The organism is Methylobacterium sp. CM6246 (assembly GCF_054818005.1).
This window is the reverse complement of the sequence record NZ_JBTXKY010000001.1, coordinates 3,420,837-3,443,768: the sequence shown is the minus strand read 5'-3', so window position 1 is coordinate 3,443,768 and position 22,932 is coordinate 3,420,837. Positions and strand designations below refer to the sequence as shown.

22 protein-coding genes are annotated in these 22,932 nt (G+C 70.1%); 13 read left to right on the top strand and 9 right to left on the bottom strand.

The genetic code is table 11. The annotated features are described in order from the left end of the window. Nucleotides 1-149: 149 nt before the first annotated feature. A complete protein-coding gene (locus tag ACYQPG_RS16945) occupies nt 150-1,190 on the bottom strand; it encodes a hypothetical protein (protein WP_461231283.1) in 1,041 nt (346 codons plus the stop codon). A 776-nt stretch (nt 1,191-1,966) separates the two neighbouring features. On the opposite strand from ACYQPG_RS16945, the gene ACYQPG_RS16940 reads away from it, so the two are divergent. The 3 genes from ACYQPG_RS16940 (at nt 1,967) to ACYQPG_RS16930 (ending at nt 3,947) form a co-directional block, all read left to right on the top strand. Continuing rightward, nucleotides 1,967-2,947, top strand: a complete 981-nt coding sequence (locus ACYQPG_RS16940; protein WP_147907824.1) for an amidohydrolase family protein — start codon at nt 1,967-1,969, stop codon at nt 2,945-2,947. An 86-nt stretch (nt 2,948-3,033) separates the two neighbouring features. After that, nucleotides 3,034-3,582 (top strand): hypothetical protein, encoded by a 549-nt coding sequence (locus ACYQPG_RS16935; protein WP_246692295.1) that lies wholly within the window; start codon nt 3,034-3,036, stop codon nt 3,580-3,582. Between the two features lie 131 nt (nt 3,583-3,713). Next, nucleotides 3,714-3,947, top strand: coding sequence for a hypothetical protein (locus tag ACYQPG_RS16930; protein WP_147939524.1), 234 nt, complete (start codon nt 3,714-3,716; stop codon nt 3,945-3,947). Nucleotides 3,948-3,956: 9 nt separating this feature from the next. Here the strand turns inward: ACYQPG_RS16930 and ACYQPG_RS16925 are convergent, their stop codons facing one another. Further along, nucleotides 3,957-4,430, bottom strand: coding sequence for a hypothetical protein (locus ACYQPG_RS16925; protein WP_461231282.1), 474 nt, complete (start codon nt 4,428-4,430; stop codon nt 3,957-3,959). 223 nt (nt 4,431-4,653) lie between these two features. Here ACYQPG_RS16925 and ACYQPG_RS16920 point away from each other — a divergent pair, with 223 nt between their 5' ends. The 3 genes from ACYQPG_RS16920 to ACYQPG_RS16910 all read left to right on the top strand — a co-directional run bounded on the left by ACYQPG_RS16920 (nt 4,654) and on the right by ACYQPG_RS16910 (nt 7,005). Beyond that, the gene (locus ACYQPG_RS16920; RefSeq protein WP_147939526.1) at nt 4,654-4,890 is read left to right on the top strand and encodes a DUF4170 domain-containing protein; all 237 of its coding nucleotides are present in this window, start codon (nt 4,654-4,656) and stop codon (nt 4,888-4,890) included. 174 nt (nt 4,891-5,064) lie between these two features. Further along, the gene (locus tag ACYQPG_RS16915; protein ID WP_147907828.1) at nt 5,065-6,009 is read left to right on the top strand and encodes a ribose-phosphate pyrophosphokinase; all 945 of its coding nucleotides are present in this window, start codon (nt 5,065-5,067) and stop codon (nt 6,007-6,009) included. Between the two features lie 111 nt (nt 6,010-6,120). Further along, nucleotides 6,121-7,005, top strand: coding sequence for a hypothetical protein (locus tag ACYQPG_RS16910; RefSeq protein WP_419828415.1), 885 nt, complete (start codon nt 6,121-6,123; stop codon nt 7,003-7,005). A gap of 19 nt (nt 7,006-7,024) precedes the next feature. Here the strand turns inward: ACYQPG_RS16910 and ACYQPG_RS16905 are convergent, their stop codons facing one another. Then, complete coding sequence (locus tag ACYQPG_RS16905; RefSeq protein WP_007563059.1) at nt 7,025-7,300, bottom strand: YiaA/YiaB family inner membrane protein; 276 nt, start codon at nt 7,298-7,300, stop codon at nt 7,025-7,027. A 78-nt stretch (nt 7,301-7,378) separates the two neighbouring features. Beyond that, on the bottom strand, nt 7,379-8,053 hold the full coding sequence (locus ACYQPG_RS16900) for a PspA/IM30 family protein (protein WP_419828414.1): 675 nt from the start codon (nt 8,051-8,053) through the stop codon (nt 7,379-7,381). Nucleotides 8,054-8,157: 104 nt separating this feature from the next. On the opposite strand from ACYQPG_RS16900, the gene ACYQPG_RS16895 reads away from it, so the two are divergent. After that, nucleotides 8,158-8,784, top strand: coding sequence for a TetR/AcrR family transcriptional regulator (locus tag ACYQPG_RS16895; protein ID WP_461231281.1), 627 nt, complete (start codon nt 8,158-8,160; stop codon nt 8,782-8,784). A gap of 103 nt (nt 8,785-8,887) precedes the next feature. On the opposite strand, the gene ACYQPG_RS16890 is transcribed toward ACYQPG_RS16895, so the two are convergent. Beyond that, entirely contained in the window at nt 8,888-9,346 is a 459-nt protein-coding gene (locus ACYQPG_RS16890; protein ID WP_419828412.1) for a methyl-accepting chemotaxis protein, read from the bottom strand. Nucleotides 9,347-9,614: 268 nt separating this feature from the next. Between ACYQPG_RS16890 and ACYQPG_RS16885 the strand changes: the two genes are divergently transcribed. Continuing rightward, on the top strand, nt 9,615-10,670 hold the full coding sequence (locus tag ACYQPG_RS16885) for an ABC transporter substrate-binding protein (RefSeq protein WP_147939528.1): 1,056 nt from the start codon (nt 9,615-9,617) through the stop codon (nt 10,668-10,670). A 444-nt stretch (nt 10,671-11,114) separates the two neighbouring features. Then, nucleotides 11,115-11,816 (top strand): DUF1013 domain-containing protein, encoded by a 702-nt coding sequence (locus tag ACYQPG_RS16880; protein ID WP_147907832.1) that lies wholly within the window; start codon nt 11,115-11,117, stop codon nt 11,814-11,816. 111 nt (nt 11,817-11,927) lie between these two features. On the opposite strand, the gene ACYQPG_RS16875 is transcribed toward ACYQPG_RS16880, so the two are convergent. The 3 genes from ACYQPG_RS16875 to ACYQPG_RS16865 form a co-directional block, all read right to left on the bottom strand. Further along, nucleotides 11,928-13,277, bottom strand: coding sequence for an MFS transporter (locus tag ACYQPG_RS16875; protein WP_147907833.1), 1,350 nt, complete (start codon nt 13,275-13,277; stop codon nt 11,928-11,930). A 170-nt stretch (nt 13,278-13,447) separates the two neighbouring features. Next, entirely contained in the window at nt 13,448-14,473 is a 1,026-nt protein-coding gene (locus ACYQPG_RS16870) for a histone deacetylase family protein (protein WP_147907834.1), read from the bottom strand. A gap of 179 nt (nt 14,474-14,652) precedes the next feature. Then, nucleotides 14,653-15,831, bottom strand: coding sequence for an HD domain-containing phosphohydrolase (locus tag ACYQPG_RS16865; protein WP_246692723.1), 1,179 nt, complete (start codon nt 15,829-15,831; stop codon nt 14,653-14,655). Between the two features lie 573 nt (nt 15,832-16,404). Here ACYQPG_RS16865 and ACYQPG_RS16860 point away from each other — a divergent pair. From ACYQPG_RS16860 to ACYQPG_RS16845, 4 genes are all read left to right on the top strand, one after another. Continuing rightward, nucleotides 16,405-17,289, top strand: a complete 885-nt coding sequence (locus tag ACYQPG_RS16860) for a LysR family transcriptional regulator (protein WP_147907836.1) — start codon at nt 16,405-16,407, stop codon at nt 17,287-17,289. 134 nt (nt 17,290-17,423) lie between these two features. Next, a complete protein-coding gene (locus ACYQPG_RS16855) occupies nt 17,424-17,768 on the top strand; it encodes a hypothetical protein (protein WP_419828411.1) in 345 nt (114 codons plus the stop codon). A gap of 324 nt (nt 17,769-18,092) precedes the next feature. Then, nucleotides 18,093-19,295 (top strand): FAD-dependent oxidoreductase, encoded by a 1,203-nt coding sequence (locus ACYQPG_RS16850; RefSeq protein ID WP_461231280.1) that lies wholly within the window; start codon nt 18,093-18,095, stop codon nt 19,293-19,295. 146 nt (nt 19,296-19,441) lie between these two features. After that, the gene (locus ACYQPG_RS16845) at nt 19,442-21,130 is read left to right on the top strand and encodes a thiamine pyrophosphate-binding protein (protein ID WP_147939532.1); all 1,689 of its coding nucleotides are present in this window, start codon (nt 19,442-19,444) and stop codon (nt 21,128-21,130) included. 379 nt (nt 21,131-21,509) lie between these two features. Here ACYQPG_RS16845 and ACYQPG_RS16840 read toward each other — a convergent pair whose 3' ends face one another. Next, nucleotides 21,510-22,892 (bottom strand): Nramp family divalent metal transporter, encoded by a 1,383-nt coding sequence (locus ACYQPG_RS16840; RefSeq protein ID WP_419828409.1) that lies wholly within the window; start codon nt 22,890-22,892, stop codon nt 21,510-21,512. Nucleotides 22,893-22,932 lie beyond the last annotated feature (40 nt).

The following is a 22,932-nucleotide window of genomic DNA, read 5'->3' as shown; positions in this document are numbered from 1 at the left end:
CCAGTGGCAGGAAATCCATCCGGCAGCAGATCTGATCGAGTTTTAGCAAGTGCTGTCACATCTAGTGCTCCTGTTGTCCGAGCGACTGAGGGGCTCGGTACGAGGAGAAAGGTAGGTGCTGCCACGCAGGTGCCTGGGGAGGTTACTTCTCAGATATCTTCTAACTCGCTGTCGTTAAAAGAGTTTTGTAGCTTCGTGTAGCCCTTCAAAATGCCGTTTGTCTCAATAGGGAGTGGAGGGGGGGATACTGGCACCGGTTCAAGGCCGGGCGGAAAATCCGGGAACGAGATCGCTGAGAGTGCACGAGGGTCAAGCTTGACGCGCAGAAGCTCAACTACGCTAAGGCACTTGCCTAGATGTATCCGAAGTCTCAACGGATCGCTCAGCAACTCGTCGATTTCTTCGTGAAAAACTGGACTCGAAGGGTCGATAAAGAATTCAACGCCCTGATGGTATCTCTCTACATAATAAAAAGGTGAAGCCGCGCCGTACGCGTGCCATTTTTTTCTAAAACTGGAAGGTGCATTGCGTGAATTATACCTAAATATCCTATTCTGTGAGGCAAAATGAGCTTTGCTTAGACTGGCATTCAGTCTCGGGTTATTTTCATTTGGTTGGTAAGAAAGGAAAAACCAGGCAATGTCAGCGGCTAAGTCCATGTCATTGTACGGATGCTCAGCGTTGTTATGAAGCTCAAAAATCGGCAATTCGAATGCTGAAACGCTACAGATCTTACTTAAAATATCGAGCCTGAGATGTTTTAGGACAAATTGAGAGCATTCATCTGGGAGCTCGCTTATTTTGTTGACCCTATAAGCTAAAATAAAGTATGTAACAACGCATACCATCATTGCATAATCGAAATTCTGCTGCACGGTTGGCCATCTGTGCCAAATCAGTATAGTGAAGGCTGCCTCGAGCTGTTCGAATTGATTGTGAGACTCGGTATTAGAAAGAACCGGAATAGATAAATTAATTTTTCGGCGCACGCTATCTTTGGCGCCTTGAATTTTCGATATGTCTAGGTGACTCCTCCAACGGTATATAGAAGATAATGGTGCTTTAATTTTATTGCTGGCCTCAATTGCCGACATTCCTAACGCTAGCGCTTGATTAAATTCGAATACCGCTTGATTTCGAGTTTCTGTCGATTTTCTTTCCAATTTACTATGGCGTTTTTTGGGGGACATTTGGACATGCGCCTTCGTATGGCTGGTGATTAGCCCACCGCCTCAGTCGTCAAGCGTCATTCTAGGTTCTGTCGTCGTATGAATCATCTAGCGTTATGTGCACTTTGTTCTTCCAATTTGAGGAGGGATGATGCTGAGCGACGCGTAATGGGTCGGTATGGAGCCGAGGTTTGAGGTTTGCCGGTCAAAGGCGAAGACGCCGCCGCAGGATCTGCCGCGCGCGCTCTCGGAGATCTTGTGGTGGCAATCAGAACAGCGCCAAGTGGTGCGCGAGCGCGCAAGAGCTGGGGCCGCGGTGATGGGCGACGCAGATCTTCATTCAGTGGTCGCGCGGCAAGGTAGCCGAAAGTTCGGCATCATCGTGAGTTTAGCACAGCGATCAGCATCGTCCGATACCATCCTCTACCGTCCGTTGGCAGCCACTTCCTCGTCATGGGTCGAAATGTGGGTAGTTAGTAAAGCGAGTTTGCTAAGGTATTGCGGTGAAAATGTTAATCCACTCGCTTAGGCGGACATCCGCTTCCGCCAAATCCGCTTCCGCGAAACTCCGCCGCCCACCGGCGCGCGGATCGGCAATCGTCCGCTGCGATCGCGGCCAGGGCCGCCGTCACCGTGGCTGCGCTCGACACTGCGCCCAAGCGCCTGCGCTCCCGTCCCTGTCGGCGGTCGTCGTGGGCTCTTTGACACCGGACCGGCTTGCGCGACTCGCGCCAGGGTGGTCCGATCCGGATGAGGCGCTCGCAGAAGTTCGCCCAAAAATCCGGAGGAGACCCGCCATGCTGTCACGCCGGCAAACGCTCGCCCTCGCCCTCGCCAACGGCCTCGCCCTGACCGACACGGCGGCCCGGGCCGCGGGACAGGCCACCGCGCCGACCGCCAGGAGCCCGGTCTCGTTCGAGGTCCCACCGGGGGCCTGCGACTGCCACGTCCACGTCATCCCCGATCCGGCCAGGTTCCCGTTCTGGGCGGGGCGCGGCTACACCCCGCCGGTCGATCCGCCCGAGAGCCTGCTCGCGCTCCAGCACGCGCTCAAGCTCGACCGGGTCGTGATCGTGACGCCCAGCGTCTACGGCACCGACAACGCCGCCACCCTCGACGGTCTGCGCCTGCTCGGCCCGAAGCGCGCCCGCGGCGTTGCGGTGATCGGGCCCGGGACCACCCCAGCCGAGCTCGACGCGCTGGCCCAAGCCGGCATCCGCGGGATCCGGGTCAACCTGGAGCAGGCCGGCGTGTTCGATCCGGCGGCCTCGGCCAAGGCTCTGGAGAGCGCCGTCCAGCAGATCGGGCAGCGGCCCTGGCACCTCCAGGTCTATGCCCGCCTGTCGGTGATCGGCCCGCTGAAGCCGCAGCTGGCCGCCCTGCCGGTGCCGGTGGTGTTCGACCACTTCGCCGGCGCGCAGGCGGCCCTCGGCCCCGACCAGCCGGGCTTCGGCGACGTGCTCGACCTCGTGCGCGGTGGAAAGGCCTGGGTGAAGCTGTCGGGCGCCTACCGCGCCTCGACCCGGGCGCCCGACTATCCCGACGTGGCCCCGCTGGCCCGGGCCCTCGTGGCGGCGAACCCGGAGCGGCTGGTCTGGGGCAGCGACTGGCCGCATCCGGACAGCACGCCCAAGCCCGGCCGCAAGCCCACGGACCTCGCGCCCGCGCAGGACATCGATGACGGGCGCCTGCTCGACCTGCTCGCCACCTGGGTGCCCGAGCGCGCCACCCGTGACAGGATCCTTGTCGAGAATCCAAAGCGGTTATACGACTTCTGAGCGAAATGCGCGGGGGCGGATGCGCCCGGACCGAGAACCCGGTCCCGGAATCGCCCAGCCGGCCGTGCGCCCTGGAGGAGACTGCGATGCAGGGCCTGGAGCATCGTCCCGAACGCTGGCTGCCGGCGTTCGGAACACGTCCCCGCGGACGCGGGGACCGTTGGTTCGGGCCGGGATCCGCCGTCCGGGATACGGCCGGAGAACGGGTCGGCCGACCGGCTGCGGCCGACCAAATCCTCGATTTCGCCTCCGGCCGCGCGCGGGGCCTGCTCGGCCTGCTGACGGCCCTGGCCGTCCTGGGCGCCGCCGCCATCGCGGCGCGGGGGCCCGGCACGGCCGTCGATCCCGATCTCGTGCGGGTGCTCCGCTTCATGGCATTGATGAAGGGTGGCTTCGCGCTGGCGGCCTTCGTGGGCTGCTTCTGGCGCCTCGCCCGGCCCGCCGGCCCATGGCGCACGCCGATCTACGTCGTCGGGCCGCCGCTCATGGCGGCGGGCGCGATCGGGCTCTGGTCGGTCCAGGGCCTCCCGCTCGCGGCGGGCCTGCATCTCGGGCTGCTCGCGGTGCTGGCCGCCGCCCTGACCGATCCCGCGTTCCTGCCCGACCTGTCGCGCCTCGGCCCGGGCCGCCGATGAGGCGCCGGTCCCCCAACCCGAATCGCCCCGTCCGGCTCGAAAACGGAACGGCGGATCCGCCGGCCCGTTTCCCCGGGGGCCCGCCCGACGCGCCGGGTTCTCCCGCGCTGGTCCGCACCGTCCCGCATGCCATGATCGACAAGGTCCTTCCGCTCCTCCCGCCGGGCGCCCAGGCGGCCCTGCGCAGGCTCGCCGCCCGGTGGCCGTCGCGCGCGGCCGACGTGCCCGCGATCCGGCTCGACCACGATCCGAGGCCCGGCCCGATGAAGCCGCTGCACCCGCCGGCCGCCATCAACGACAACCCTCTCCAGACTGTCCACGAGGCCGTCGAGCGGGACCTTCGCGCGAGCGGTCATCTGCGCTGAGGCGGCCGGTCAGCGCCCCGCCGGGCTCGCCGGAGCGGGGCGACCGGCCGCCCCCGCCTCCATCCAGTGGCAGGCCGTGGTCCCCGGCACGCCGGCGCACTCGTAGTTCCGCCCACCCAGGGACACCCGGTCGGCCAGGCCGGTGATGTCGGCGCGCGACATCAGGGTGCAGCCGAGATGGTCCGCCTTGGGGTCGGCCAGCACGGCCGCCGCCGCGGGGGCGCCGTCGTGCATCAGCATCCGGTAGTTCGCCAGGGACGGGCAGCCGATCAGATGTCCGCCCGCTGGCCCGGCATTCTTCCTGTCCGAGGCGGCCTTGTCGTGCCCAGTCCGATCTTGGCTCGCCCGATCTTGGCCAGTCCGATCTTGGCCAGTCCGATCCTGGCCCGCGCGAGCCGGCGCCTTGGCCGCCGGCTGTCCCAGCGCCGGCACGGCGCAGAGCCCGAGCGCGAGGGCGGCGACGCGGAGTAGCATGCGTGTCATGCCTCGCCCCTAGCATGGACGCGGGCCGGTTTCGTACCTGCCGCGTCGCCGCGCCCGGGTTCCGTCAGCAGCTCCCAGTGGAGGCCGGGTCGGGAACCGGCGATGGTGCCGTCCCGGGGCACGCCAGCTCCCGGTTGTGTGATGGGGCGGGGACGGACATTCGGGCTTGACCGGGCGGCTGCCATCTGCGAGCGCCGCGGGCGGGACATCGAGAGGAGAGGTCATGGCGACGGCGATCGATAACGATCAGAAGCTCCATCTGGTCTTCGGTGGTGAGTTGCAGGACCTCGACGGCGTCCGGTTCCGGGACATCAAGGGCCTCGACATCGTCGGCATCTTCCCGGACTACGCCACCGCGCAGGCCGCCTGGCGGGCCAAGGCACAGGCTACCGTCGACAGCGCGCAGACGCGCTACTTCGTAGTCCACCTGCACCGGCTGCTGGAGCCGCCGGTCGCCTGAGCCGGACTCCGGCACCGGCCGGTCCGGGCGCCCGCCTGTGCGGCGCGCCCGTGAAGGCATTGTGACACCTTCGGCCCGCTGCTAAGAGCCTCGCCCGTCATCAGATCCATCCGGCCCGGTGCGGGCCGGTTTTCGGAGCGCGGCGCGAAGCGCGGCCGCGATTGGGCGGACGTCATGAAATCCTCGATCAAGATCATCGCCGGCAACGCGAGCCGGCCCTTGGCCGAGGCGATCGCCGCCTATCTCGAATTGCCGCTGGCCAAGTGCATGGTCCGGCGCTTCGCCGACATGGAGATCTTCGTCGAGCTCCAGGAGAACGTGCGCGGCGAGGACGTGTTCATCGTCCAGTCGACCTCGTTCCCGGCCAACGACCACCTGATGGAGCTGCTGATCATGATCGACGCCGCGCGTCGGTCATCGGCCCGGCGCATCACGGCGGTGATCCCGTATTTCGGCTACGCCCGGCAGGACCGGCGCACCTCGGGCCGGACCCCGATCTCGGCCAAGCTGGTGGCGAACCTGATCACCGAGGCCGGGGCCGACCGCGTCCTGACCCTCGACCTGCACGCCGGCCAGATCCAAGGCTTCTTCGACATCCCCACCGACAACCTGTTCGCCGCCCCCGTGATGGTGCGCGACATCAAGGAGCGGCTGCCGAGCGCCGACCGCATGGTGGTCTCGCCGGATGTCGGCGGCGTCGTGCGCGCCCGGGCCATCGCCAAGCGGATCGACTGCCCGCTGGCCATCGTCGACAAGCGCCGGGAGCGCCCGGGCGAATCCGAGGTGATGAACATCATCGGCGAGGTCGAGGGCCGCTCCTGCATCCTGGTCGACGACATCGTCGATTCCGGCGGCACCCTGGTCAACGCCGCCGAGGCCCTGCTCAACGCCGGCGCCAAGGACGTGTCGGCCTACATCACGCACGGCGTGCTCTCCGGCGGCGCGGTCTCGCGCATCGCCGCCTCGCGGATGAAGGAGCTGGTGATCACCGATTCGATCCAGCCGACGCAGGCCGTGAAGCTCGCCCGCAACATCCGGGTGGCGACCATCGCGCCGCTGCTCGGCGAGGCGATCGGCCGGACCGCCACCGAGGCCAGCGTTTCGAGCCTGTTCGACTGACCGCGCGGGTTCTCCGCGGAGACGCGCGGCATTTCTTCGACGCGCCGCACAGCCGGCGCAGCATTCGTCGCAGTTCCGGCGCGGGATTTCGGCGCTACCTCCCGGCTGCGGATGCATCGCGATCCGGGAGGGCGGGCCCTGGGCCGGACGACACTCATCGGCATCCACGGGCTCGCCAACAAGCCGCCCCGGGATGAGAAGGCCGCGTGGTGGCGCGCGGCGATCCTGGAAGGCCTCGCCCGCAATCGCGGCGCCGCGCCGCCCGAGGTGCCGTTCGCCTTCGTGTACTGGGCGGACCTGCGCTACCCGCAGCCCCTGGCCGGCGACCGCAACCGCGAGCCCTACGATGCCGAACCCGGCACTGGCCCGTTCCCGTCCCCGGACCCCGAGCAGGCCGAGCCGACGCTCACCGACCGGATCTATCGCGGCCTCTCGTACCTGGAGGAGGCCACCGGGTTCACCCCGGTCGACGACCTGATCCTGGAATACCGCCTCGACGACCTCTGGGGCTATCACGCGGACGCGGCGTTCCGGGCCGCAGCCCGCGCGCGCCTGCACGAGGCCCTGACCGAGGCGGTCGACCGCGACGTGCTGATCGCCGCGCACTCGATGGGTGGGTTGATCGCCTACGACGTGCTCCGGGCCGCCGAGCGGGACGGGACTCCCCTGCCCCGCTGCACCCTGGTCACCCTCGGCTCGCCCCTGGGGCTCGCCGAGCTGAAGCTGAAGCTCGCGGACGAACACGGCGACCTGCGCGTGCCGGAGGCGGTCACTGCCTGGACCAACCTGATGGACCGCCAGGACATCGCCACGGTGGGCGACGACCTCGCCGAGACCTACCCGCCCAACGCCGCCGGAGTGCGGGTGCGGGACGTGCCGGTGATCAACGCCTACCGCAGGCCGGACGGCACCGAGAACCGGCACAAATCCTACGGCTACCTGCGGACCCCGGAATTCTCGGACGCCGTGGCGGCGTTCCTGGCCGCCTCGGCCTGAGACAGGGCGGTGACCGCCGTCACAGCCGGCCCGGCACCGCCTCGCGCAGCACCCGCTCGGCGGCGGCGTCCTCGATCTTGTTGATCAGCCGGCTCGCCTCGTGCTCGTCGCGCAGGGTCTTGGCGAGGGTGAAGGTCGTGCCGGTGAGGAAGAGCGCCGCCATGGCGAGGTAGCCCTTGATCCAGATATCGGCGGGCAGGAAGAAGATCCCGATCGCCAGCATGGCGGCGGCGGCGGTGAAGCTCACCAGCGTGAAGGTCTTCCAGGCGGCGGTGTGGGGCATCTGCGGCATCATCGGTCGTGCTCCTGTGGCTCGGGTGGTTGCTCGGGTGGTTCTTCGGGTGGTTCTTCGGGTGGCGAACGGAACGACGGGTCAGGCCTGGGCCTGGAGGCGGTCGAGCACCGTCCGCGGGTCGGTGCGGGGACGGCCGTAGCCGGCGGCGTCGAGGGCGGCCTCGATCCCGGACGCCGCCTCGGCCTCCAGGCCCGCCAGGGCCTCGGCGGCATCCGCTTCGGCGGCCTGGGCCTCGCGCAGGCGCTCCAGCGTCCGCTCGGCCTCACCGAGGGCGCCCGCCGACAAGGCCGTGACCCGGCGCCCCTGGATCCCCGCCCGCCGCAGCGCCTCGGTGGTCCGGGCGGTCTGAAGGCCGCGGTCGAGGTCCCGAAGCCGGTCGCCGCCCTGCCCGACCAGGCGCTTCAGCCGCTCGATCTCGGCGCCGAAGCGGGCGGCGGCGGCTTGCCGGTCGGAGCGCTCGTCCACCAGGGCGGCGATGTGGATTGCCGCCTCGCTGCCGAGATCCGCGCGTCCGTCGGCGAGCGCCCGGCGCGCTCCGTCCGACAGGGTCTCGATCCGGGCGTCGATCGCGTCCAGCGCGCGGGCCTCGGCGGCGTGGTAGGCCATGGCGACGGCGAGTTCGCGCCGGGCCGTCGCCACGGCTCCGGCCGCCTCCCGGATCTGCTGGCGCAGGATCGTCACCGCGTTTGCGTCGTGGATCGCCTGGGCGTTGTCGGCGATCACGCCGCGCATCAGGAGGGAGAGGGTCCTCATCACGGTTCACCTCGGGGAGCGGCGCACCGGACCCGGTCCGGAATTTGTTGAACGCCGTTCATGAAAGACATAAGCACAGCCCGACGGGCCCGGCAAGGCATTAAATGAACGACGTTCAGAGAAAACTGAGGGGCCGCCCGCGCAAGGGGCAGACCGACCGCCAGGCGGATCGTCAGGCGCTGATCGTGGCCGCGGTGGCGATCCTGGACGCGGGCGGACCGGGGGCACTCACCGCCCGTGCGGTCGCCGAGCGGGCCGGCACCGCGGTCGGCTCGGTCTACACGCAGTTCGACAGCCTGGAGCTGCTGCGGCTGGAGGCCAACGCCATCACGATGCGGCGCCTGCGGGACGCCCTGGCGGCGGCGCTTTCCGCCTGCCCGTCCCGGGAGACCGAAGCCCGGCTGCTGTGCCTGGCCGACGCCTACCTGGCGTTCGCGGCCGAGCACCATCCCGCCTGGGTGGCGATCTTCGAGCGGCGCACGGTGGCGGCGCCCGCCTCGGTCCAGGCCGACATCGCGGCCCTGTTCGGGGTCCTGGAGGGGGTGCTGCGCGATGGCGGCCAGCTCGCCGAGGTCGCGATTCCGGTGATGGCCCGGGCGCTCTGGTCGAGCGTCCACGGCATGACCTACCTGGCCGATCTCGGCGGCCTCGGGCCCCTCGGGGCGGCGGATGTCCGCCCGATGATCGACGCCCTGGTGCGGGCCGCGGTGCGGGGTTTTCCGTCCGCCTGAACCCGTCCGCGGTCAGGGTCTGGCTGGAACGGTCGGGTCTCCGCCCCGATACCCCGCGAAAGGCCGAGTCCTTCGGGAGCCCGATCGTCCGGTCTCCTGGCGCTCACCACCCCGCGCACAATCTCCTGGATCGCGGCGTTCTGCTCTTCCATGGCGGCCGCGACCCCGACCGCGATGCTGCGCATCTCCTCGATGGTCTGGCCGACCTCGCCGACCGCCGCCACGGCCTGACGGGTCTCGCCCTGGATCCGGGCGATCTGGGTCGCGATCTCGTCGGTGGCCCGGGCGGTCTGCCCGGCCAGCGCCTGCCCTCCGAGGCCACCACCGCGAAGCCGCGCCCGGCCTCGCCGGTGCGGGCCGCCTCGATGGTGGCATCGAGCGCCAGCAGGTTGGTTTGGCTGGCGATCGACGCGATCAGCCCGACCACGTCGCCGATCCGCTCGGTGCCGTCCGCGAGCGCCCGCGCGGTCGCCTCCCCCTGGCGGGTGGTCTCGGCCGCGCGTCCGACGACCTCCGAGGTGCGGTGCACCTGCCCGGCGATCTCCTGGACCGAGGCCGACATCTCCTCGGTGGCCGCCGCCGCGAGCCCCGGCTCAGGTCGCCCCTTGGGCCTCGAGGGCCCGGGTCAGGCGGTCGAGCGCTGCGGCGCGGCGGGCGGTCCCTTCGGCCCCCTCCGGAACGAAAATTTCACGCGGAGAGACGGTGCGACGTTACCATTACCGCGCCGTGAAGACCGCGCCGGGCCTTGCGCTTATCGGCATGAGGCTGTCCACTCGGCGCCAATAAAGCCCGGATCCGGACATGAAGCCGGCGGGACAGGGAGGACACACATGGTGCGTGCGTTGCGGGCGAGGACGATTCCGGGACTCTGCCGTCACCTCTTCCGGGGCGGCCACGTCGCCCTGCTGCTGGCCGGGCTGGCGCTCGCCGCCCCGCTCGCCGTCCCGGCCCAGGCCGACGACGCCAAGGTCCGGATCAGCCGGCAGCCCGGCTTCGTCTACCTGCCGGCGGTGCTGGCCGAGCGGCACAAGCTGATCGAGAAGCAGGCCAAGGCGGCCGGGCTCGGGGACGTCACGGTCGAGTGGGTGAACCTGACCAGCGGCGCAGCCGGCAACGACGCGCTGCTGTCGGGCAACATCGACATCGTCGACAGCGGCTCCACCAACATGCTGCTGCTGAACGACCGCACCCGCGGCGACGTGAAGGGGCTGTGCGGCGTCGGCAGCACGCCGATGCTGCTGCTCACCCGCAACCCGGACGTGAAGACGGTCGGCGACTTCTCCGGCAAGGACAAGATCGCCCTGCCCTCCGTGAAGGTCTCGTCCCAGGCGGTGCTGCTCCAGATCGCCGCCAAGAAGGCTTTCGGCCCCGATGGGGCGACCAAGCTCGATCCGCTCACCGTCCAGCTTGGCCATCCCGACGCGGTGGCGGCGCTGGCCAGCCCCCAGAACGAGGTCAACAGCCACTTCTCGCTGCCGCCGTTCCAGCAGCGCGAGCTCCAGGACCCGGCGATCCACGCGGTGCTCAACTCCTACGAGCTGGTCGGCGAGCCGGTGAGCAACGCGATCTTCTACGCCCGGACCGGCTGGTTCACCCGCAACCCCAAGCTCGCCGCCGCCATCGTGGCCGCCATCGACGAGGCGAATGCCGAGATCGCCAAGGACCCGCTCCAGGCCGCCAAGGACTACGTCGCCGCCACCAACGACAAGACGCCCCCCGAGACGCTGGTGGCGATCATGAAGGAGCCCGGCACCACCTTCTCCACCACCCCGTACGGGATCATGCTCCAGGCCCGGCACTTCTACGCGATGAAGACCATCAAGGCCGAGCCCAAGGATTGGAAGGACACGTTCTTCCCGATCGTGCACGGGCTGCCGGGGAAGTAGGGCGTCGGCCCGGACATTGTTGCCCGCTCCGGGCCGCGTTACGTTCGGGAGCGGGATTGGCGGCTACCGCCGATCCCTGGCATTCACCTGCTTGAGGTGTAGCCAAGCCCAGAGAGGAATGGCGAGGCGGAGCCGGAAGCTCCACCGCCATTCGCTTTTCTGGACCATGCCAGTACGATGACCATTCTCTGCACTCCCGGCCGCATCGGGCCGCGTGCGGCGTTCGCCGCTGGGTCGGTCAGGCTCACATCCGGTTTGTCGCCGGGGCTCGGGCTTCGGTTAATCGGCGCCCGGCGTCCCGAACTCGCGATTGCGCCCTTCCCCGGGCGGCCCTATAGTCGCTCATCCCCATTCGACAGCGTGAGACGGGACTTCCGGATCTGCATCCGGAGCCCGCGGCCCGGTGCCCGGCCCCCGTCCCGCCAGGCCGGAGCACGAGAGTACATGTCCCAGGGTCCGCTGATGCCGAAGGCGACCGCCGTCTGGCTGGTCGAGAACACCTCCCTGGCCTTCGAGCAGATCGCCGACTTCTGCAAGCTGCACCCGCTCGAGGTGAAGGGCATCGCCGACGGCGAGGTCGCGGCCGGCATCAAGGGGCTCGACCCGGTCTCCACCGGCCAGCTCACCCGCGACGAGATCGAGAAGGCCCAGAAGGCGCCTCACTACAAGCTCAAGCCGGCCGTCTCCAAGGTGAAGCTGCCGGAGGTGAAGCGCACCACCAAGGGCCCCCGCTACACCCCGCTGTCCCGCCGCCAGGACCGGCCCAACGCCATCCTGTGGCTGCTGCGCAACCACCCCGAGCTGAAGGATTCGCAGGTCATCCGCCTGGTCGGCACCACCAAGTCGACGATCCAGCAGATCCGCGAGCGCACCCACTGGAATTCCGGCTCGCTCCAGCCAATGGACCCGGTGACCCTGGGCCTGACCACCCAGATCAACCTCGACTTCGAGGTCCAGCGCGCGGCGGCCGACCGCCCGGCCGCGCTCGCGGCTGATTCCGGCGCCTCGCTGCTGCCCACCGAGGTCTCGACGGCCCCCGAAGCCGAGGACGCCGGCGAGCATGGCGGCCGCGAGGAGCGGATCGACGCCGATTCGGTCTTCGCCAAGCTCAAGGGCCGGCATCAGGGCGAGGACGACGAGGCGTAGGATCGGCGATCCGCGCCCCGCGCCCGCTGTGGGCGAGGGGCGCATCCGCGATGGGCGTCTCGGCAGGTGTGCCGACGTCCCTCCCCTTCTCCGGCGGGCAGGCCGAGGCCGTCAATCCGGGAGCGGCTTCCCGGTCGTCTCCGGCATGAACCACGGCACGATCAGCCCGATCGCGTAGACGCTCGACATGGTCAGGGCCGCGGCGGCCACGCCGCCCGACAGGGTGACGATCTGCCCGGCGATGATCGGGAAGATCCAGGCGATCAGTCGCGCACCGTTGAACACGGCGCTGGCTGCCGTCGCCCGCACTGCCGGGGTGAACAGTTCCACCAGGTAGATCGCCATCCACGAGAAGGCGAAGCCCAGGGTGAAGAACCCGTTCAGGAACGCGAGCCCCATGAAGGGCACCAGCCCGCCCGTCCAGAGATAGCAGGCGAGCGAGGTGACGATGCAGCCGGCATACGTGATCAGGAGGAAGGTGCGCCGCCCGACCGCATCCGCCACGAAGCCGGAGAGCAGGTAGGCGGTGATCGCCCCGACATTGTAGATGATGCCCATGCGCGGGCCCCACACGTTGGCGGGTTCGCCTGCGACCTTGGCCAGCCCCTCCGTGTAGGCCGGCAGCCAGGACGAGACCGCCCACCAGCCCACCGTCGTGGCGAACGACATCAGGGTGGCGAGCAGGACCCGCCGGCGGCTCTCGCGTTCCCGGAAGATCTCCGTCAGGGAGAACGGACGCCGTCCCCTGCGCTGCGTGCTCGCGGCGTCCTCGGCGGTGGCGGCCCAGCGCTGCTCACGAAGGGCCTGCATCCACTGCTCGGACTCCTCCAGGGCGCGCCGGAGGTACAGGCAGACGAAAGCCGGAAGCGCCCCCAGCGCGAACATGATCCGCCACGATTCCGGGCCGAGCGGTTCGAAGGCGGCGAGCAGCGCCCAGACGATCGCGGCGAGCACCGCACCGCCGCCGAAGCCCGATTGCAGGAAGCCGCAGCCCTTCGGCCGGGCCCGGTTCGGCCAAGTCTCGGCGACCAGGGCGATGCCGGTGGACCATTCGGAGCCGATGGCGAGACCGGTGATGAACCGCAGGATCGCGAGCTGAGCGAAGCTCCCGGCAAACGCCGTCAGCCCCGTGAACAGGGCGTATCCGAGGATGGACAGCATCATCATGCGCTTGCGGCCGATGTAGTCGGCCGCGATTCCGCCCATCAGCCCGCCGAGCCCCCAGCCCAGGAGGGTAATCCCGATCGCCGCCCCCACGTAGAAGGCCGGCGCCTGGGCCTGCTCGGGGGTGAGGAGCGATCCGAGGGCCGGGCGGAGCGCGTAGACCAGGGCGACCGCCTCGTAGCCGTCGAAGATCCAGCCGAGATAGCTGCCCCAGAGAATGCGCCAGTGCCGCCGGGTCAGGCCGGCGTGCCAGGGTGCGTTGGCCCCATCGGGTAGCCGGACATCGCCCCCACGCATCGCTCGCGCCCTCCCGGTGGGACCGCAACCGACGCGGCCCCCTCCCCGGCAGGTATACAGGTCGTCGCCGCCGCGTCGGCGCGTGCAGAGGCTTGGGTGACGCTATTCGTGTCGTGCTGCGCCATATTCGCACCACGCCGTGCAGTCTCCGGGCCGCGCCGAGGCCCGGCTCAGCGGGCCGCGTCGAAGGCGCCCAGGAAGGTCGTCAGGTTCTCCGGCAGGGCCGCGCAGAGGTAGCCGCCCTCCTGGACGATCGCGGTGGGTAGCCCGGCGCGTGCGATTCGCTGCGCCGCCGCGGCGAAGCCCGCTCCGGTCACCGTGAGGACGCCGATCGGGTCGTCCGCCGCGGCGTCGAGGCCCAGTGCCACCACGAGGCCCCGCGGCCGGAACGCCGCGATCGCCGCGAGCCCGGCCTCCACGGCGGCGAGCCAGGGCGCGTCGCCAGAGCCCGGCGGCAGCGGCAGGTTGCGGTTGAGGCCGGCGCCGGGCCCCGCCCCGGCCTCGTCGGCATATCCGGCAAAGAATGGGAAGTAGTCCGACGGGTCGGCGTGGACCGAAACGGTAAGCACGTCCCCGCGGGCATAAAAAATCCCCTGCGTGCCGTTGCCGTGGTGCACGTCGATGTCGAGGATCGCCACGGGGCCGCCCCCGGCCGCCCGCATCCGCTCCGCCGCGATCGCGCTGTTGTTGAGGAAGCAGAAGCCGCCGGCCGAATCCGCGTAGGCATGGTGGCCGGGCGGCCGGCACAGCGCGTAGGCGTGGCCGACCGCAAGGGCCGCGTCGGCGGCCGCGACGGCGCATTGCGCCGCGCCGTAGACCGCCGCCCAGGTTCCGGCCCGGATCGGCGTCGAGGTGTCGGCGGTGTAGAGCCCGGCGAGCCCGAGCAGGCCGGCGGGCGTCCGGTGCATCTGCGGGCGCGCGAAGCTGCCCGTGAGGATTTCGTCGGCCACCCCCGGGATCTCCGACCGGCGTGCCCAGGCCTCGGCCAGGAACGCGAGGTAGCCGGGATCGTGCACCGCCCGGATCGGGTCGAGGCCGTGATCGGCGGGCTCCGCGAGGGCGTGGCCGCCGTCCCGGGCCGCTTCGTGCAGGATCGCGTAGCGCGAGGCCTGCTCGGGATGCGGGATCGGCGTGCCCCGCCGCAAATACTGGTCGGGATCGTGCCGGGCGGAGGCGGCGGTGTGGAAGACGCGCATGGGGGCAGGTTAGGCGCAGCTTTGCGCCGCGTCACCCCGGCTCGGTCCGCGGTGCCGGCGGTGTCGCGCCCGGTGGGCCCGATGCACCAGGGCTCTGCGCACCAGGGCTCTGCCTTGGTCCCGCGAAAGGTCTCGCCCGTTCGAAGCCGGGATTTCCGGGGATCAGGACGTATGCGGCCTCATCCGTGGCGCCTGTAGGCGGGCTCGTCGGCGTCGGGGCTGTCGACGAGCCGGCCCGCCAGGACGGGCGTCTCGGCCGCGATCTCGCGGAGCAGGGTCGGCACCCGGGCCCAGGGCTCGGTGACGGCGTGGGCGTCCCGCCGGCCGGTGGCCCGCTCCTGACCGCCGGCCACGAGGACGTCCGGCCAGCGCGCGCAGAACGCCTTTACGCAGGCCGGGTCGAAATGGCGGCCGCTGTCGGCCCGGATGCAGGCCAGCGCCGCCTCGAACGGCATCGCCTCCTTGTAGGGGCGCTGCGTGGTCAGGGCGTCGAACACGTCCGCCACGGCGACGATCCGGGCCGCCAGGGGGATCGCGTCGCCCGCGAGCCCCTTCGGGTAGCCGCTGCCGTCCCACTTCTCGTGATGCGCCTCGGCGATCTCGGCGGCCAGCCGGATCAGCTCGGAGGAACTGCCGCCCAGGATGCGCTGGCCGATGGTCGCGTGCGTCTTGATCAGGGCGAACTCGTCCGGATCGAGCCGGCCGGGCTTCAGCAGGATGCCGTCCGGGATGGCGACCTTGCCGACATCGTGCAGCGGCGCGGCGAGGTACAGGTTGCGGCAGGCTTCCGCCGGCAGGCCGAGCGCCTCGGCCACGATCTGGCTGTAGCGGGCGACCCGCCAGGTGTGGTCGCCGGTGTCGTTGTCGCGATACTCCACGGCCAGCGACAGGCGGAAGATGATCTCCTCCTCGCGCTCGCGCATGTGCCGCAGGGCGGCCTCGACCTCGCCGTCGAGCCAGGCGGCCTGCTCGGCCAGCCGCCGCACCGCCTTGGCGAGGCGGATCAGGTTGCGCAGCCGCACGGTCTGCTCGACGCCACGCATGGACTTGTCGAGGAAGTCGGTCGCCCCGGCCTCGAGCGCGGCGAGCCGCACCGCGTCGGAGATGTCGCTGGTCACCATCGCGATCGGCACCTGCGCGTAGTGCGGGATGGTGCGCATGCGCTGGATGAACGCGATCCCGTCCATGGCCGGCATGTGGTAGTCGACCAGCACGATGTCGAAGGCGCGCATCTGCGCCTCCACGAGGGCGGCGGCCGGGTCGGCGTAGTCGGTCACGCTGACGTCTGGCTTGGCCTCCAGCATCTGGCGCAGGCGCAGGCGCATGGTTGCGCTGTCGTCAACCAGGAGCGCGTCCATCATGGCGTCTCGCCTCGCTCGGCGGTCCGGATGCAGGACGGGCGGGGCGTCGGCGCCGCGATCACGGCAGCCCGCGGGCGCCGGGAGCCGCGGGTCTCCGACGTCGGATCCGGAGGGCTGGAAGCGGTCATGATCCGATCCGGTGACGATCGCGGGTGACGGTGCCGTCCGCGATCGGGGAAGTCTCGGCGGTGATGCGATACATTTGGAATAGTGCACGTTAAAGGGGAGTAAATGATTTCGCCCTCGTGCTCTTGGATTATAACTTGATATGCGTCAGAAAATATCAGATTGAGGTTGGATTGACGCAGTATTTTATGGATCGAGAACATAATATTTCAGAATTAGTAGTGCGATTGCAAATGATATCGACCGATAAAAATGTCGATCCGGTGCCTGTGTTGATTCTGCGGTGTCCGATCCCCCGTTGCGCCGCTCCGGTTGCCGACGCGGCTTCGGGCGACGCGGCCTCCGGCGGTCGCTGACACGCGTGCCGGGCGACGCTACCGTCCCGCGCCGTCGCTGCGGGACCAAGGCGCCCGGTGGTGCCGCTGCTGAGAGGGGTCTTCGGCGATGATGCGGTTCGATCTCACCGATCTCGGCCTGTTCCGGCACGTGGTCGAGGCCGGCTCGATCACCCACGGGGCGGCGCGGGCGAACCTCGCCCTGGCGGCCGCCTCGACGCGGATCCGGATCATGGAGGATTCGCTGGGCGCCGCGCTCCTCACCCGAGGACGGCAGGGCGTCAGCCCGACCCCGGCGGGGCGCACGCTCCTGGCCCATGCAAGGGAGATCCTGGCCGGCGTCGAGCGCCTGCGCGAGGAGATGGCGGTGTTCTCCGGCGGCGCGGCCGGGCAGATCCGGGTGCTCGCCAACACCAACGCGCTGACCGAGTTCCTGCCCGACGCGCTCTCGGCCTTCCTGGCCGGCCATCCCGGGATCGGCGTCGAGATCGACGAGCGCACCTCCGAGGAGATCGTCGGGCTGGTGGCCGAGGGCGCGGCCGATCTCGGCATCCTGTCCGGCACGGTCGATACCGGCTCGCTCCAGACCTTCCCGTTCCGGGAGGACCGGTTCGTGCTGGTGGCGGCCCGGGACCATCCCCTGGCGGCGCGGGCCGACATCCCCTTCGTGGAGGTGCTCGGCCACGACCTGGTCGGCCTCGACCGGCGCAGCGCCATCAGCCGGTTCCTGGTCGCCCAGGCAGTGCGGGAGGGGCGGCCGATGCGTCTGCGGGTGCAGTTGCGCGGCTTCGATGCCGTCTGCCGTCTGGTCCAGGCCCGGGTCGGGCTCGCGGTGCTCCCCGAGAGCGCCGCCGCCCGGGCGGCTCAGGGCCTCGCCATCGCGGTGGTGCCGCTCTCCGATCCGTGGGCCCGCCGCGACCTGACCCTGTGCCTGCGCGACCTCGACGGCCTGCCGCCGTTCATGCGCGCCTTCGTGGCGCAGCTGCGGGGCTGAAGCGTCGTCCCGAGTCCATCGATCCTGATGTGATCGGCGAAATCGCGGTAGGTTGCGCGCCCGGTCTTCGAAGGCCGATTCTCCGATGTCCCGCACATCGGAGCGGTGCCGGGATCAGCGCAGCAGGAGGTACCGTGAACCGTTTGCTCTCCCGGGGCGGCATCGCCCTCCTTCTCGCCATGGGACTTCCGGGTGCGGTGGAACAGGCGCACGCCGCATCGTCCGCGATGAACAGGGTCGCGTTCGCGTGTCCCGCGGGGCGGACGCTCACGGTCGAGTTCGACACCGCCGACCTGAACGCGCCGGCCGTCGTTCACCCGCCCGCCGGCCCGTCGGTCACCTTGCCGGTCGAGCCGCACGCGGATGGGATCCAGTACGGAGACGCGAGCCATGAGCTGCGCGGCAAGGGGCGCACCGTCACCTGGACGGAGGCGGGCAAGCCCCCTCTCACCTGCACGGAAGTCCGCTCCGGCAAGTAGCGCCCGGCAAGGAACACCCGGCAAGTAGCACCTTGCAAGTAGCACCCGGCAAGGAACGCTCAGCAAGGAACGCTCAGCAAGTCAAAACCCAACCGGAGCGGGCGCCGCTATCGAGCCGAGGAAGATCCGGGCCCGGCGGTAGATCCGCTAAGATGCAGCAATTCAATCAGAAGATGAGCATGCCGCCGGAGCCTGCGCGGCAGCGTAAACGTATGTTTCCGGGGTCGCGAAAAATTACGTACGTGCTTTACAGGGTTCCCGATCGCTATCATTCATGCGTTTTGGCGCGTTCAGGTTCTGGCGCGGCCGCAGGACGACTTTCAGATGACAGCAATGGGCAGCGCGGTGGAAACCTGCGACGTGGCCGTGGTGGGGGCCGGGCTGGCCGGGAGTTGCCTCGCCGGGGCGCTCGCCCGCGCCGGGACCCGGGTCACGCTGATCGACGCTCAGGCCGAGCGCGGTGAGGCACGCCGCGACTTCCGGGCGGAGAAATTCGGGGCCGACCAGATGGCGCTGTTCGAGGGCCTCGGCTTCGGCCGGGCGCTCGCCGCCTGCACGACGGCGACCGAGGAGGTCGCGGTGGTGCGCTACGGCCGCCTCGCCTACCGGGAGGCCTCCCGCGAATGGGGCGCGCATTATCCGGTGCTGGTCGGGGCCGCCCGGGCCGCCCTGCCGGAGGGGCTGCTGACCCCCGGCCGGGTCGCCGATTTCGACCTCGGGCCGGATCGCCAGATGCTCTCCCTGAGCGACGGCCGCCGGATCGAGGCGCGCCTGGTCGTGCTCGCCACCGGGCTCGGGCAGGCGCTGCTGGCCAAGGCCGGCATCACCAAGCGGGCGCTGAGCCCGCGTCACTCGCTGGCGGTCGGCTTCGACATGGCGGCGCCCCGGGCTGCCTTCCCGTTCCCGGCCATGACCTACTTCTCCGAGGGGTTCGGCGGCCGCGACGCCTACCTGACCCTGTTCCCGATCGGGGACGTGATGCGGGCCAACCTGTTCTGCTACCGCGATCCCGGCGAGCCGTGGGTCGCGGTCCTGCGCCGGGACCCGGAGGCGGTCCTGCGGGCGATGATGCCCCGCCTCGCGCGGCACTGCCCGGACCTGTCGGTGTCCGGCCCCCTCGAAGTCCGGCCGATCGACCTCGCCCGGGCCGACGGGGTGGAGCGCGCCGGGCTGGTGCTGATCGGCGACGCCTTCCAGACCGCCTGCCCGATCCCGGGTACCGGGATCGGCAAGCTGCTGACCGATGCCGACCAGCTCGCGCGGGTCCACGTGCCGGCCTGGCTCGCCACCCCCGGCATGGGCCGGGACAAGATCGCCGGCTTCTACGCCGACCCGGTCAAGCAGGCCTGCGACGCCCGCAGCCTGCGCGCCAGCGTCTACGCCCGCGGCCTCGCCGTGGAGACGGGCGCGCTCTGGCGGGCCCGGCGCCTGCGCAACCGCGTCGCCCGCACGGCGATTCGCCTGGTCAAGGATGGGCCGCGGGCCGCCGCGGCCTTGGCACCCGGGTTGCTGCCGATGGGGCTGTAACGTTCGGCGTCGTCGGGGCACCACCCTGACAACCCGCCGAAGGGCTCGCCCTTTGGAAACCAGATCCCGCGCCGCAGGTCTTCGTCGCGGCGCGGCCATGGGGTAGCGTCGCGCTGATTCCGCCGGGGGGCGGAGGAGGTTTGCGCATGCCGATCGAGACCGTGGACGCCGCCGGGAGCCGGAGGGGCGCCGACCTGCTGCTGGATGTGCTGCGCTCGGAGGGCGTGCGCTACATCTTCGGCAATCCCGGCACCACCGAATTGCCGCTGATCGACGCGCTCACCGAGGCGCAGGACATCGGCTATATCCTGGCCCTGCAGGAGGCGACCGCGGTGGCGATGGCCGACGGCTACGCGCAGGGCGCGCGCCGACCCGCCTTCCTCAACTTGCACACCGCCGGCGGCCTCGGCCACGGCATGGGTGCGCTGTGGAACGCCCAGGTCAGCGGCACGCCGCTCGTGGTGACGGCCGGGCAGCAGGACCTGCGCCACGCCCTGTCCGACCCGCTGCTGATGGGCGACCTCGTCGCCATCGCCGACCCGGTGGTGAAGTGGGCGCGCGAGGTCACGAGCCCGGACCAGATCCCGGTGCTCCTGCGCCGGGCCTTCCACGATTGCGGCGCCGCCCCGTCCGGTCCGGTCTTCCTGTCCCTGCCGATGGACGTCATGGAGGCGATGACCACGACCCCGGCGGGCGAGACCTCGACCATCGACCAGCGGGCGGTGGCGGGCTCCCTCGATCGCCTGGCCGAGAAACTTGCCGCCATCGCGCCCGGCCGCCTGGCGCTGATCGCCGGCGACGAGATCGACGCCTCGGACGCCTCCGCCCAGATGGTGGCGCTCGCCGACCTGCTGGCCGCGCCGGTCTACGGCTCGTCCTGGCCGGCCCATATCCCGTTCCCCACCGCCCACCCGCTCTGGGCCGGCAACCTGCCGACCCGGGCCGACGCCATCGCCGACCTCCTCGGGCGCTACGACGCGGTCTTCGCGCTCGGCGGCAAGTCGCTGATCACCATCCTGTACTCGGAGGTCTCGGCGGTGCCGCCGGGGACGCAGGTGTTCCAGCTCTCCGCGGATGTCCGCGACCTCGGGCGCACCTACGCCACCAGCCTGTCCACGGTGGGCGACATCCAGGCCTCCCTGAACGCGCTGCTGCCGCTGCTGGCGCCGCGCGTGGCCGACCGGACCGGCGCCTTCGCGGAGTTGCGCGCGGCGGCGACGACGGCCCGGGCCGAGCGCCGGGCGCAACTCGCCGCCTCGGCGGACGCCGCCTTCGACGATCCGGTGATCGCCCCCCTGGTCGCCGCCCGCGAGGTGGCCCGGGCCGTGGGGGCGCAGACCACGATCATCGACGAGGCGCCCGCGACCCTGACCCACCTGCGCACGTTCCTGAACAGCAACTCCGTCCACCAATACGCCGCGATGCGCGGCGGCGTGCTCGGCTGGGGCATGCCGGCCGCGGTCGGTTTTTCCCTCGGCATCGACCGCGCCCCCGTGGTCTGCGTCGTGGGCGACGGGGCGGCCATGTACTCGCCCCAGGCACTCTGGACGGCCGCGCACGAAAAGCTGCCGGTCACCTTCGTGGTGATCAACAACGCCGAGTACAACATCCTGAAAAACTTCATGAAGGGGCAGGCGCACTACGCCTCGGTGCGCGCCAACCGCTTCATCGCCATGGATCTCACCGACCCGCGCGTCGACTACCTGGCGCTGGCCACCTCCATGGGGGTGCCGTCGCGGCGGGTGACCCGGGCCGCCGACATCGCCCCGGCGATCGAGGCCGGGATCCGGTCAGGGGGCGCCAACCTCGTGGAGGTGGTGGTCCGGGCGAGCTGACCGGGGGCGCCCGGGGGCATCGACCCCGAACACGGGCGGAGTCCGAGGGCCCGGCAGCCGATTGACGGCGCTTGCCGGGCCTCCAATGACTGTCTGGACCGACATGCGAGGTCCGGCATGCGCATGCCGGCCTTCGCCGGCCCCATCCTGCCGATCGATACCGCGATCGCGCGGCGCCCAACTTCACGTCCCCGATCCCAGGCGCGAGCACGATGCTCGGATCGCGGCGACCGACCTCGCTCACGACCTGATGATCGTCACCCGCAACAGCGCCGATTTCGCCGCGACCGGCGTGACGCTGCTCAACCCATGGCGTTAGGGCAGGCCCCTCCAACGGGATGGGCAAGTCTTGAGGGCAGGGCAAGGGGCCCGGTGGGCTCTACTCCAGCCCCGGGATCGGCACCCCGAAGGCGGCGGCCAGCAGCACCATGTTGAGGCCGAGCACCAGGGCCGCCCCGGCCATGGCGGCGGCCTGGGTCAGGGGGCCGTTGGCGAAGGCGCCCATCACGCTGCGGCGGCGGGTGAACACCACCAGAGCCACCATCGGCACCGGCAGGGCGAGCGACAGCACCACCTGGGACAGCACCAGGGCCCGGGTCGGGTCGACGCCGATCGCCACCACGACGAAGGCCGGAAGCATGGTCACCAGCCGCCGGACGATGAGCGGGATGTGCCAGCCGGTGAAGCCCTGCATCACCATCTGGCCGGCGAGCGTGCCCACCACCGAGGAGGAGATCCCGGAGGCCAGCAACGACACCAGGAAGGCAGCCCCGGCCGCCGGCCCGAGCAGGGGGGTCAGGGTGCGGTAGGCCTGGTCGATCTCGGCGACCTCGCTGTGGCCGGCATGGAAGGCGGCGGCCGCCATGATCACCATCGCCATGTTGACGAGGCCCGCCAGCAGCAGCGCCACCACCACCTCGCGGTTCGAGAAGCGCACGAGCAGGCGCCGGTCGGCGTCGTTGCGGGGGCTGCCCCGCCCCTGGGTCAGGCCCGAATGCAGGAACAGGGCGTGCGGCATCACGGTGGCGCCGATGATCCCGACCGCGATGGTCAGCGCCTGCGCGTCGGGGATCCGCGGGGTGACGAGACCCTTGGCGGCGTCGGCCCAGTCCACCGGGGCGATAGCGAGCTCGACCGCGTAGCAGAGGCCGATCGTGCCGACCATCACGCCGATCGCGATCTCCAGCGGCCTAAAACCCTCCTGCTCCAGCAGCAGGATCGCGTAGGTGACGATCGCGGTGACCGCCATGCCGGCCATCAGCGGCATGCCGGTGAGCAGCGACAGCCCGATCGCGCCGCCCAGGAACTCGGCGAGGTCGGTGGCCATGGCGGCGACCTCGCTGATGCCCCACAGGCCGAGCCGCACCGGCAACGGCGTCGCGTCGCGGCAATGCTCCGCGAGGTTCTTGCCCGTGACGATCCCGAGCTTGGCCGAGAGCGCCTGGAACAGCATCGCGGTGATGTTGGCGAGCAGCACCACCCAGAGCAGGCCGTAGCCGTAGCGGGCGCCGGCCTGGATGTTGGTCGCGAAGTTGCCGGGGTCCATGTAGGCGATCGACGCCGTCACGGCGGGGCCCACGAACAGCAGGAACCGGCCGCGGCCGCCCGGCCGCCCGTCGAGCGTGTCGCGGATCGCCTGCTCCGTGCGCCGGCTCATCCTGCCGAGCGCAGGGCCCGCCGGTGCCGGAGGTACCGTTCCTGTCGGCGTACGTCCCTCGGGCATCTGGCCCCCCGGGATCGTCGCCGCATCCGGCGTTGCCATGCCTCACCCTTCTCTCAAAAATATAGCTTGGGCTATATTC

Excerpts from the sequence above, each read along its gene's own strand:
- ACYQPG_RS16860 (WP_147907836.1), top strand. The coding sequence starts at position 16,405 with ATGATGCGGTTCGATCTCACCGATCTCGGCCTGTTCCGGCACGTGGTC.
- ACYQPG_RS16895 (WP_461231281.1), top strand. The coding sequence starts at position 8,158 with ATGAACGACGTTCAGAGAAAACTGAGGGGCCGCCCGCGCAAGGGGCAG.
- ACYQPG_RS16925 (WP_461231282.1), bottom strand. The coding sequence starts at position 4,430 with ATGACACGCATGCTACTCCGCGTCGCCGCCCTCGCGCTCGGGCTCTGC.
- ACYQPG_RS16890 (WP_419828412.1), bottom strand. The coding sequence starts at position 9,346 with ATGTCGGCCTCGGTCCAGGAGATCGCCGGGCAGGTGCACCGCACCTCG.
- ACYQPG_RS16870 (WP_147907834.1), bottom strand. The coding sequence starts at position 14,473 with ATGCGCGTCTTCCACACCGCCGCCTCCGCCCGGCACGATCCCGACCAG.
- ACYQPG_RS16940 (WP_147907824.1), top strand. The coding sequence starts at position 1,967 with ATGCTGTCACGCCGGCAAACGCTCGCCCTCGCCCTCGCCAACGGCCTC.
- ACYQPG_RS16875 (WP_147907833.1), bottom strand. The coding sequence starts at position 13,277 with ATGCGTGGGGGCGATGTCCGGCTACCCGATGGGGCCAACGCACCCTGG.
- ACYQPG_RS16850 (WP_461231280.1), top strand. The coding sequence starts at position 18,093 with ATGACAGCAATGGGCAGCGCGGTGGAAACCTGCGACGTGGCCGTGGTG.
- ACYQPG_RS16920 (WP_147939526.1), top strand. The coding sequence starts at position 4,654 with ATGGCGACGGCGATCGATAACGATCAGAAGCTCCATCTGGTCTTCGGT.
- ACYQPG_RS16840 (WP_419828409.1), bottom strand. The coding sequence starts at position 22,892 with ATGGCAACGCCGGATGCGGCGACGATCCCGGGGGGCCAGATGCCCGAG.
- ACYQPG_RS16945 (WP_461231283.1), bottom strand. The coding sequence starts at position 1,190 with ATGTCCCCCAAAAAACGCCATAGTAAATTGGAAAGAAAATCGACAGAA.
- ACYQPG_RS16900 (WP_419828414.1), bottom strand. The coding sequence starts at position 8,053 with ATGAGGACCCTCTCCCTCCTGATGCGCGGCGTGATCGCCGACAACGCC.
- ACYQPG_RS16880 (WP_147907832.1), top strand. The coding sequence starts at position 11,115 with ATGTCCCAGGGTCCGCTGATGCCGAAGGCGACCGCCGTCTGGCTGGTC.
- ACYQPG_RS16930 (WP_147939524.1), top strand. The coding sequence starts at position 3,714 with ATGATCGACAAGGTCCTTCCGCTCCTCCCGCCGGGCGCCCAGGCGGCC.
- ACYQPG_RS16885 (WP_147939528.1), top strand. The coding sequence starts at position 9,615 with ATGGTGCGTGCGTTGCGGGCGAGGACGATTCCGGGACTCTGCCGTCAC.
- ACYQPG_RS16910 (WP_419828415.1), top strand. The coding sequence starts at position 6,121 with ATGCATCGCGATCCGGGAGGGCGGGCCCTGGGCCGGACGACACTCATC.
- ACYQPG_RS16905 (WP_007563059.1), bottom strand. The coding sequence starts at position 7,300 with ATGATGCCGCAGATGCCCCACACCGCCGCCTGGAAGACCTTCACGCTG.
- ACYQPG_RS16935 (WP_246692295.1), top strand. The coding sequence starts at position 3,034 with ATGCAGGGCCTGGAGCATCGTCCCGAACGCTGGCTGCCGGCGTTCGGA.
- ACYQPG_RS16865 (WP_246692723.1), bottom strand. The coding sequence starts at position 15,831 with ATGGACGCGCTCCTGGTTGACGACAGCGCAACCATGCGCCTGCGCCTG.
- ACYQPG_RS16915 (WP_147907828.1), top strand. The coding sequence starts at position 5,065 with ATGAAATCCTCGATCAAGATCATCGCCGGCAACGCGAGCCGGCCCTTG.
- ACYQPG_RS16845 (WP_147939532.1), top strand. The coding sequence starts at position 19,442 with ATGCCGATCGAGACCGTGGACGCCGCCGGGAGCCGGAGGGGCGCCGAC.